Raw genomic sequence first — 8,431 nt, forward strand, 5'->3', positions numbered from 1 at the left:
CCGGTGCCCGGTCCGGCAGCAACGGCTCGATCCGTGCCCACTGCACGTCGGTTAACGGCATACCTGGACCAACGACCAACCGATCCAAACGAAACCGCCTAGTGCTTCCGGGGAAGAGCACCTCACCCGCCCGGGCCTGCCCTCCCGGCGGCACGTACCGGAGCTTTCCCCCGGCGTCGGTCACCGCCGTGAATCCGGCCGCCCAAAGCATGGCGACGTTCCTTTCCTTGTAGCGCCGGTTGACGACGAGCCGCTGAGCTGCGAGTCGGCACCTCCCACCGGTGCCCGGCGGAGCCGGCCCTTACGGCGTGTCAGGTGTGCCGTTTGGCCCACAGCGGGGTGATGACGGCGAGCAGGACGGCCGCGATGCCGATCTGGAAGATATGGCGGATCCAGTCGATACCGCCGGTGTCGCGCACGCCGAAGGCGGTGGCGAGCGCGTTGCCGGCAACGGCGCCGATCATGCCCAGGATGATCGTCAACCACAGCGGAACGGGCTGCCGCCCGGGCAGGACCAGCTTGGCCAGCAGCCCGACGACGAGGCCCGCGATGACGGCCCACAGAAACGACACGACGACTCCTTCCGCGGGAGGTGCACCCTCGGGCATCTGTACGCGTGCCCCTCGCGGCCCGCCGTACGCCCCGCAATATGACCATTCGGTCACCGATCTTCACGTCCTGCTCAGATAACGGTCACTTGTCGGTATGGTCCTGGAAAACGGCCGATGCCGTCCGTCTTCCGGACATGGGGGGCGTAACGGCACGTGCACAAAGGGGACTTGATGTTACGCATGCAGCGCATCCGCCGTCGTTTCCGTCCGGCTCTGATCGCCGCCGCCGTCGCGGCCTCGCTCGCCCTGCCGCTCGCCGCCACCGGCCCGGCCGCCGCGACGGCGCAGCCCCGGCCCGCCTCGGAGCGTACGGCGATGTACGCCCGTGACCACGACGGTGTGCTGTGGCAGCACGAGGGCACGGGGTGGGCCGTTCCGCCGTTCCGGCCGCGGGCGAGAATCGGTGGGGGCTGGGACGAGTATGTGCAGATCACCTCGCTCGGGGGGACGTCGGCCGGCGGTACGGGGGACGTCGCGGCCGTCGACCGGAGCGGGAAGCTGTACTTCTACGAGGGCAGCGGCGATCCGACCGCGCCGTTCAAGTCTCGGCAGGCCATCGGATACGGGTGGGACCGGTACATCAGCATCACGGGTGCGGGCGACGCCAACAACGACGGCAAGAACGACCTGGTGGCCCGCGACACCGACGGCGGCCTCTACTTCTACGCCGGTACGGGCAAGCCCTCCGCCCCGTTCGCGCCGCCGGTGCGGGTGGGCGGCGGCTGGCAGGTCTACGACCACCTGACCACCTTCGGCAACGGCCTCCTGGCTCGCGACACGGACGGCGTGCTCTGGAAGTACCAGGCCACCGGCTCCAGCGACCCTTCCCGGCCCTTCGAGAGCCGGGCCCGCGTGGGCGGCGGCTGGAACATCTACGCCGACTTCGTCGGCATCCGGGACCTGGACGGCGACCAGCTGCCCGATCTGACCGCCCGCGACCTCGACGGCAACCTGTCGGTCTACGAGGGAATGCGCTACCAGGGTGGGATCGTTCCCAACAAGGCCATCCCGGTCGGTGGCGGCTGGAACATCTACGACCTCCTGTTCTGACCTGCTCCGGTCCGACCTGCCCCGGTCCGGCCCGTTCCGGCCGGCCGGAGCAGGGCCCGCCGCACGCCCGAGAAGCCCCGGCCGCTTGAACATGGGCAAAGCGTCTAGGCCGTTTCTGAGGCTCTTGCTGGCGGGGTGGATCGATCTTGGGTGCGGGCAGGCGTCCGGCATGGTGCGACGACATGAACTGACCGATGCGCAGTGGCTGCAGATCAAGCCGTTGCTGCCGGCCAACGGTTCGCGCCGGGCGGGCAGTGGGCGGATCACCGCAAGGTGGTCCAACGGTGTGCTGTTCCGGGCCCGCACCGGGGCGCCCTGGCCGGACCTAAACGCGGCGTCCCTCTGGAGGATGCCCCCGATGTGAACGCTCCGGCCTTCACACAGCACTGGCAGCCCACTTCGCAGGTGTCCGTCCTGGTCTCCCGGGACCACGCAGCATGGGGAAATGGGCGTGTCGGAGGCGTGTACGCCATCTACTCGTCGGTGAGCGCCGAGGAAGTAGCACGGGACAGGGAGCGCTACGGCCGCCACCATCACCAGAGGCCCTGAGCGGAGGTCCCGGCTCAGGACTCCGGAATGAATGCGGGATCGATGCCCATCGCAGCAACGCCCTCGCGCACACGACGGTCGAACTGCTCGAGCTCCGCCACGAGATCGTCCCAGGCGATGGGTGAGGTCCAGAAGTCCGGCGTGTAGGTGGAGCCGATCCGCCAGCCCTCGTCGGAACCCGTGATGCGGATCAGCCCCGGGTCCGCCTGCATCGAGTCGAGCTCAAAGTCCTCCCGGCCGGCGGCCGGGCTCTGGAGCCAGAGCGCCACGTGATACGCCAGCTCGGCCACGGGGAACGCCTCCTCGGACCACACAACCCGCCCGTCTTCCCAGATGGACAGATCTGCCTCGATGTCGAGGAGGAGCACATCCAGGGGAGCCTCCTGCGGGGTGAGGCCGCGCCGCGGTAGATCCGACAGTCCGAAGTTTCGGCAGGTGAACCGCACTGCCCGGCCTCCATGAGATCTGAGGCCCTGCCCCGGGCCAGCCAAATGTGGACAACCGTACCAAGGTCAACGGGACAGGCCTCAGATGTGCGTGAGGACCTGGCGAAGGGGGTGTCCCAGGGCGTCCGTGAGCGCGGCCAGTTCCTCGCCGGTCAGCCGTGCGCGGTTCGGATGGCGGGCCTCGATCCGGAAACGCGCGAACCTCATCGGCCAGTCGTAGACCAGCGCGTTGAGCGACGTCTCGACGCCGCAGCAGGGGACCGTCACCGTGAGCGTCCGGAAGCCCTCGTCGTAGTGCTGCGAGACGGCCTCCTCCCACCAGTCAAAGGCGAGCTGTGCACCGCACTGCGGGCAGGAGATCTTCTCCAGGTTGGCGCCGCAGTCGACCACTTCGACGCTGTCGTGCCACCGGGTGTGAAGACCGCGGCGGGCGTCGTCGGGGACATCCGGGCCAGCACCGCCGCAGCCCGGTCTGCCGCCTGCGTACTGGGCTGCCAGTACGGATCGGTCGCAATGACCGTCAGATAAGTGTCGCTCATCGCCCGCCTCCAAAACTCAGGCCGCCAGCCCCAGGAGGAGGGCCGGGTGCTGGCTCCAGGCGATGGTCCTCACGGCCGGTCACGCCCTGCCTTCTCCTACCACCTCGTAGGCTCCTTGCCGTTGCCGCGCATGCTACGAAGGCGTCGTCTGCCGGTCGCCCTGCGCGGTGCCGGCACGCCCCATGCGTACGGCCGCGACGAGAACCGCCACAAGACCGGAACCCTGCGCTACGCCCTGGAAAAACCCGGACGGGATCAGGAATCCCGTTACCAACAGCAACAGGCCGACCGCCATCAAGCTAGTCGCCGGCGTCCTGGTCACAGTTCCTCGCGTCATACCTTCACTGTAATGGTCAGGAACAATGCGTGGGCGGGCGCCCCTTATGGCGCGGCTCGCCGTAATCAAGACAAGGCCACAAGAACCGAAGGCAGCTCACTGAGCGACCACATGGCCAGAAGGACATGATCGTTCTCAGCGGCATTTTCTGTACCGGAAGATCACGCCCGGAGAGGCCCGCGAGTTCACGGAAAATGAATGGTTTTTCGCGGGAACCCGAGAATGGACGGTCGTGTTCTCGCGGGGTTCGGGCCCTGGATCCGGGCGAACACGCGGGGTGGGTACCGAACGGCCCCGCCCTGAGTGCCTTCATTGGCAATGGGACTGACACCGTAGGAGTCATGAGAGCAGAAGGAACGACATCAGAACCGGAAACCTCTGTGCAGAGTGGACTCACATCTCTGGGTGAGGTGGCCTGCCGTCCGGGCGGCCGGGGGCATCCCGTTGGCCAAGACCAACCTGCCCCGGCCGTGGCCGGCGTCGTCGGCCGTCCCGGACGTCGGCCGGACACACTCCTCGCCGGCCGCGGCTACGGCCACGACAAGTACCGCCGCGAAGCCTTCCTCGGCCTCGCCACCTGCCTGATCACCCACCGCCACGTCCAACGCCTGCGGTAGAACCTCGGACTTGCCTGGTTGCCGTGGTCAGCAGGGTGTGAAATCGGGGTAGTAGGCTGCGGCGGCGGTTGCGGTCTCGATGTTCCGTGGGAAGAGCGCGGCTTCGTAGGCGCGGATGGCCGCGTCGATGTCCTTGGGCTGTTCGGCGATGGCGTTGCCGAGCTGGCCTGCGTCGAAGAGGGCCCAGTTCGCCCCTTCGCCGTCCGGCGGTGCCAGGTGCGCGGCGTCTCCGATGAGCGTGACCCCGGGTACATGTTCCCAGCGGTGCCCGATCGGCAGCCCGTACAAGGGGCGAAAGATCGGCGGGATGTCGCTGTCCGCGACCAGGGCGACGAGCTCCGGCGCCCACCCCTCGAACATCGCGGCGATCGTGCGGGCGGCCCCAGGGCCGTCATTGAAGTCGATGCCGTCGAACCAGTCGAGCGGCTGGTCGAACATGGCGTAGGCGTGCAGGGTGTCCGCGCGCTCGCGCTGCACGCCGAGACCTATGCGGGTGGCTTCGTCGTAGGCGGTCATCGACCCGCCGCCGACCAGCGCCAGGGTGGCAGGGTGCCGGGTGCCGCTCTCATACAGGTACGTCTCGACCATCGAGCGTCCGGCATAGGCGGGCGTGGCATCGGAGAGCAGCGGCCGGACCTTCGACCAGGCGCCGTCGGCACCGACGAGGATGTCGGTGACGAGCGTCGATCCGTTGGCGAAGGTCACTTCGTGACGACCGTCAGCGAGGGTCCGCACGCTCCGGGTCTTGTGGCCCCAGACGACGCTGCCGGCAGGCAGGGATTCCAGCAGCAACTGTCGCAGCTCGCCGCGCTGCACCTCGGGGCGGCCTCCGGCGGGGTCGTCGGGCCGGTCCGCCAAGATGGTGCCGTCGGGTGACACGTCGCGGGATGCCTGGCGGCCTTCGAGGACGAGGGACCGGAAGCCGTCCATCAGGCCGGTGGCACGGATCCCGTGCTGGCCGTTGTAGTCGTGGATGTCGAGCATGCCGCCTTGGCCCCGGGCCTGGGCAGACGCCTCCGCTTCGTACACCGTGGCCGGTATTCCATGAACCGCCAGGGTGCGTGCCAGTGTCAGTCCCGCAAGACCGGCACCGATGATCGTGATCTGAGTCATGCATGCGTTCCTTGCTGCTGGTGGGTGAACCGGTGGCTTTGCCCGCTGGGGCTCCCGGCCGCCGTGCGGGTAGTAGAGCCGGGTCAGGGAGAGCGGGGTGGCTCGATCCGGGACGCGAGCTGCTCCAGCAATTCATGGAGCCGCGCCTGCCCTGCGGCGCCCAGCGGCGCGAGGATCGACTCCTCGACATGGTCCATGGCCTCTTCGAAACCCTGGATCAGTTCGGAGCCCGCTGGAGTGACATGCACCCGACGGCTGCGCGTGTCATCCTCCTGGGTCTGGCGCTCCACGAGTCCGCGCCGCTCAAGTCCGGCCAGGAGCCGGGAAATGCTCGGCGCACTGGTGCGCATGGCCCGCGCGACGTCACGCTGAATGGCATCCCGGTTCTTCGTCAGGTACGCCAGCACGGCACTCTGCTCGTGCGTGAGGCCGCGTTCCCGTATCCATTCATCAGCGATGCGTCGCTGCCCCCACACCACCCACCGCATCAGCTCCAGCGTGCTCTCGCGCTTCGCTCTCCCCATAGTTAACACACTAACTGTTGCCAGGTTAAGGATCAAGCCTCCGCGGACTTCGGCCACATTCGCGTGGGGACACGTGCTGCCCCTGTCAGCAGTAGGTGTGCTCCGCGTACCCGGCGCCGGCCCGGCTTCCGTCAGGGCCTCTCGGGTCCCGGGGCCGGGGCTTCGCCCCCTCACGCTCGTGTCAGTGGTCGCGGACCGGTTCAAGGAATTCGAGCCGATTGTTCGCCTGACGTTCCGCCAGTGCAGGGTTGCCGTCGTGCTGCCGCGGCAAGGCAGCGAAGTGTTCTTCTGCGGGCACGGAGACGTCTGCACCGACGCAAGGTTCACAACGACGCAGCTTGTGCAACGGAACAACGCGCTGGGGCGGGGAGCCGGGACCGAAAGCAGGCATCCGACCGGATGGACTGATACCCAGCACGCTGTCGTCAGCCAGGATGCCGTGAGACCACCGGATGCCTGACAATCGGGTCAGCCGTCGCCGGTCGTCGACCGCCGGTTGTGGAGGATGTCGTGGGCCAGGGCGGGCAGCGGGCGGCCGGCGGCGAAGACCAAACCTCGTAGGCGTGCGAAGGCTTCGGTGAGGGACGTGTCCATCAGGTCGGCGAGCACTCCGGTGACCCGGTAAGTGGTGCCCCAGCGCGCGTCGATGGTCTCTGCGGCTTCGTTCATCTCGTCGAGGAACAGCGTTTGTCGACGGGTTTCGGAGGCAGTTAGTGATCAACTGGCTCGTGAATGTCGAACAGAAATGGGGTGTGGCACAGATCTTGGGGAGTCGTCGCGGAGCGTCACCTCGATGTTCGAGGAGGTGCTTCCTGGACAACTCGGCCGAGGCCGGCTCGGCTCGCCCACCCGGCCATACTCCAAACCGGCCGCTCACTCCGTCAGCGTTTCTGTGCTCGGTACTGCTTGAGGAGAGCGGTGAGCTTCGCGGGTTCGGCAGCGCCGTTCAACTCCGTCAGGAGAGCGTCAGGGCAGAGCTCGTAGTGGTCACCCCACCACCGCTGCCCCTTGTTGTCCCAAATGCGATACCCGCCGGGTACCCCTCTGGCTACGTACCGTCGCCTGCTTATATCGATCACCCCTCATGACAGTCTCCCCACATTACAAGCTGCTACTGGAGCAGGATCATCTTCCGGAGCAGGTGGAAGCCAGCTCGTCCGTAGAGCTGCCTCTTGATCTTTTTGATGCGGTTGACGGCGCCTTCGATGCTGCCGGAGCTCCAGTGGAGGGTGAGTCCGGCGGTCACGGCGTCGAGGTCTCGGAGCATGTGGAGTGCGAAGTTGGTGAGTCCGGGTAGTTGGCTGGCGTCGACTGCGTCGATCCAGGTGGGGAGTGTGGCCCCGAGCCGGTCGGTGAGTATTTCGCCGAAGTCGCGGATATGGCCGGCGGCCGTGTCCAGTTCGGGGCAGCGTGCCAGGACGTCCTTCAGAGCGGCCTGGTCATCCTCGCTCAGCGTGGTGGGGTGCCGGGTGAGCAGCCGGTCACCTGCCGCACCGTCGGAGGCCTCGTCGGCATGCCGGCAGGCGTCCCGCGGAGGGTGGCGATGTGGGCGCGGACCATCTGGTAGGTGACGGGCGCGTTGTCGGCGAGGAGTTCATTGTGGAGGTGGGTGACGCTTGTGCATCCCGCGGCGAAGCGTCGCTCCAGGTAGGGCTTGTAGGGGTCCAGTCTGCTGGGACGGGGCCGGTTCTCGCGGAAGGTGTCCTGCCAGCTTGGGGCGTTCGCGTACCGGAGGACGGTGTTGAGGCCCCAGCCCAGGTGCCGGGCGATCGCCCGGCGTGAGTGGCCTCGGGCAAGCAACTCGTGGACCAGGGCGTGTGCGGCCTTCTTGCGCTCGGCTCGCCGGCCGACGGGGGCCGAGTCGTCCTGCGGCCTGTCGGCTCCCTTACGTGTCGTGCCCGGCGCTGTCCCGCTGGGCGAAGGGTTGCGCAGGCAGTCGCGGTGGGCGGCGACGCAGGTCTCCACGGCCCGGCCGAGGCCCTGCCACAGGTGGAACCGGTCGGCGACCTGCACGGCGTCGGGGGCGCCGAGGCGAGCTCCTTCGGCGTAGGCGCCCGCCCGGTCGCGGCAGATGATCTCCACGCCGGGGTGACGGACCAGCCAGGCGGCCAGCGGTCCGGCTTCACGGGTTGGGAGCACGTCGACCACGCGATGGTCTTCGACGCTGGTCAAGACCGTGGAGTAGGTCTGGCCGCGGCGGATCGCGAAGTCGTCCACGCCGAGCACACGCGGAACACTGAACTGCGGATCAGGCAGTGCCATGACCCTGCGCAACAAGGTCATCCGTCCCGCGCCGAAGCCCAGCTGGGCAGCCAGCCGAGCTCCGGCCCGCCCGGCCAACGCGAGCCCCACGCGCTCCAAGGCGTGGTTGAGTCGAATGGTGAACCTTGCATGCGGGGTGGCCAGCCGCGAGAACGGCTCGGCGAAGGTCCGGCGCGGGCAGTCCGCCGACCCGCAGATGAAGCGCCGGACCGTCAGCCGGATCGTAAACCCCTGCTCAGCGAGCGGCAGGTCCTTAACGAGTCCTTGCAGAATGATCTTCATGTGGCACGGTGGAGGGGACGGTGATGCCGTTCCTCGGGGGTGAGGATGGCCCGGCGCAAGCCGTGGGAGGTCAGTGACGAACTGTGGGCGGTGATCGAACC

12 protein-coding genes are annotated in these 8,431 nt (G+C 67.9%); 3 read left to right on the forward strand and 9 right to left on the reverse strand.

The window, feature by feature from the left end; translation table 11 throughout:
* Positions 1 to 311: 311 nt before the first annotated feature.
* Positions 312 to 572, reverse strand: coding sequence for a GlsB/YeaQ/YmgE family stress response membrane protein (locus ACH4EB_RS38225; RefSeq protein ID WP_361157971.1), 261 nt, complete (start codon positions 570 to 572; stop codon positions 312 to 314).
* Between the two features lie 210 nt (positions 573 to 782).
* Here ACH4EB_RS38225 and ACH4EB_RS38230 point away from each other — a divergent pair, with 210 nt between their 5' ends.
* A complete protein-coding gene (locus ACH4EB_RS38230) occupies positions 783 to 1,661 on the forward strand; it encodes a hypothetical protein (RefSeq protein WP_398353129.1) in 879 nt (292 codons plus the stop codon).
* Between the two features lie 169 nt (positions 1,662 to 1,830).
* Positions 1,831 to 2,025, forward strand: coding sequence for a transposase (locus tag ACH4EB_RS38235; protein ID WP_398353130.1), 195 nt, complete (start codon positions 1,831 to 1,833; stop codon positions 2,023 to 2,025).
* 199 nt (positions 2,026 to 2,224) lie between these two features.
* On the opposite strand, the gene ACH4EB_RS38240 is transcribed toward ACH4EB_RS38235, so the two are convergent.
* Positions 2,225 to 2,656 carry a hypothetical protein gene (locus ACH4EB_RS38240; RefSeq protein ID WP_398353132.1) on the reverse strand — a complete coding sequence of 144 codons (432 nt, stop codon included), beginning with the start codon at positions 2,654 to 2,656 and terminating at the stop codon, positions 2,225 to 2,227.
* Positions 2,657 to 2,737: 81 nt separating this feature from the next.
* The gene (locus ACH4EB_RS38245; RefSeq protein WP_398353133.1) at positions 2,738 to 3,046 is read right to left on the reverse strand and encodes a hypothetical protein; all 309 of its coding nucleotides are present in this window, start codon (positions 3,044 to 3,046) and stop codon (positions 2,738 to 2,740) included.
* Between the two features lie 956 nt (positions 3,047 to 4,002).
* On the opposite strand from ACH4EB_RS38245, the gene ACH4EB_RS38250 reads away from it, so the two are divergent.
* Positions 4,003 to 4,149: a hypothetical protein gene (locus tag ACH4EB_RS38250; RefSeq protein ID WP_398353135.1), complete on the forward strand. Its 147-nt coding sequence runs from the start codon at positions 4,003 to 4,005 to the stop codon at positions 4,147 to 4,149.
* Positions 4,150 to 4,176: 27 nt separating this feature from the next.
* Here the strand turns inward: ACH4EB_RS38250 and ACH4EB_RS38255 are convergent, their stop codons facing one another.
* The 6 genes from ACH4EB_RS38255 to ACH4EB_RS38280 form a co-directional block, all read right to left on the reverse strand.
* Positions 4,177 to 5,262, reverse strand: coding sequence for an FAD-dependent oxidoreductase (locus ACH4EB_RS38255; protein ID WP_398353136.1), 1,086 nt, complete (start codon positions 5,260 to 5,262; stop codon positions 4,177 to 4,179).
* A gap of 83 nt (positions 5,263 to 5,345) precedes the next feature.
* The gene (locus ACH4EB_RS38260) at positions 5,346 to 5,786 is read right to left on the reverse strand and encodes a MarR family winged helix-turn-helix transcriptional regulator (protein WP_398353138.1); all 441 of its coding nucleotides are present in this window, start codon (positions 5,784 to 5,786) and stop codon (positions 5,346 to 5,348) included.
* A gap of 468 nt (positions 5,787 to 6,254) precedes the next feature.
* Positions 6,255 to 6,455, reverse strand: a complete 201-nt coding sequence (locus tag ACH4EB_RS38265; protein ID WP_398353139.1) for a hypothetical protein — start codon at positions 6,453 to 6,455, stop codon at positions 6,255 to 6,257.
* A gap of 212 nt (positions 6,456 to 6,667) precedes the next feature.
* The gene (locus ACH4EB_RS38270) at positions 6,668 to 6,856 is read right to left on the reverse strand and encodes a hypothetical protein (protein WP_078624200.1); all 189 of its coding nucleotides are present in this window, start codon (positions 6,854 to 6,856) and stop codon (positions 6,668 to 6,670) included.
* Between the two features lie 41 nt (positions 6,857 to 6,897).
* Complete coding sequence (locus ACH4EB_RS38275; protein WP_398353141.1) at positions 6,898 to 7,263, reverse strand: transposase; 366 nt, start codon at positions 7,261 to 7,263, stop codon at positions 6,898 to 6,900.
* Positions 7,236 to 8,330 carry an ISL3 family transposase gene (locus ACH4EB_RS38280; RefSeq protein ID WP_398353140.1) on the reverse strand — a complete coding sequence of 365 codons (1,095 nt, stop codon included), beginning with the start codon at positions 8,328 to 8,330 and terminating at the stop codon, positions 7,236 to 7,238. The genes ACH4EB_RS38275 and ACH4EB_RS38280 overlap by 28 nt, the downstream gene beginning before the upstream one ends.
* Between the last annotated feature and the right edge of the window lie 101 nt (positions 8,331 to 8,431).

Source organism: Streptomyces sp. NPDC018045, from assembly GCF_044327445.1.
Classification (GTDB): domain Bacteria; phylum Actinomycetota; class Actinomycetes; order Streptomycetales; family Streptomycetaceae; genus Streptomyces.

Excerpts from the sequence above, each read along its gene's own strand:
- ACH4EB_RS38265 (WP_398353139.1), bottom strand. The coding sequence starts at position 6,455 with ATGAACGAAGCCGCAGAGACCATCGACGCGCGCTGGGGCACCACTTAC.
- ACH4EB_RS38280 (WP_398353140.1), bottom strand. The coding sequence starts at position 8,330 with ATGAAGATCATTCTGCAAGGACTCGTTAAGGACCTGCCGCTCGCTGAG.
- ACH4EB_RS38260 (WP_398353138.1), bottom strand. The coding sequence starts at position 5,786 with ATGGGGAGAGCGAAGCGCGAGAGCACGCTGGAGCTGATGCGGTGGGTG.
- ACH4EB_RS38235 (WP_398353130.1), top strand. The coding sequence starts at position 1,831 with ATGGTGCGACGACATGAACTGACCGATGCGCAGTGGCTGCAGATCAAG.
- ACH4EB_RS38255 (WP_398353136.1), bottom strand. The coding sequence starts at position 5,262 with ATGACTCAGATCACGATCATCGGTGCCGGTCTTGCGGGACTGACACTG.
- ACH4EB_RS38230 (WP_398353129.1), top strand. The coding sequence starts at position 783 with ATGTTACGCATGCAGCGCATCCGCCGTCGTTTCCGTCCGGCTCTGATC.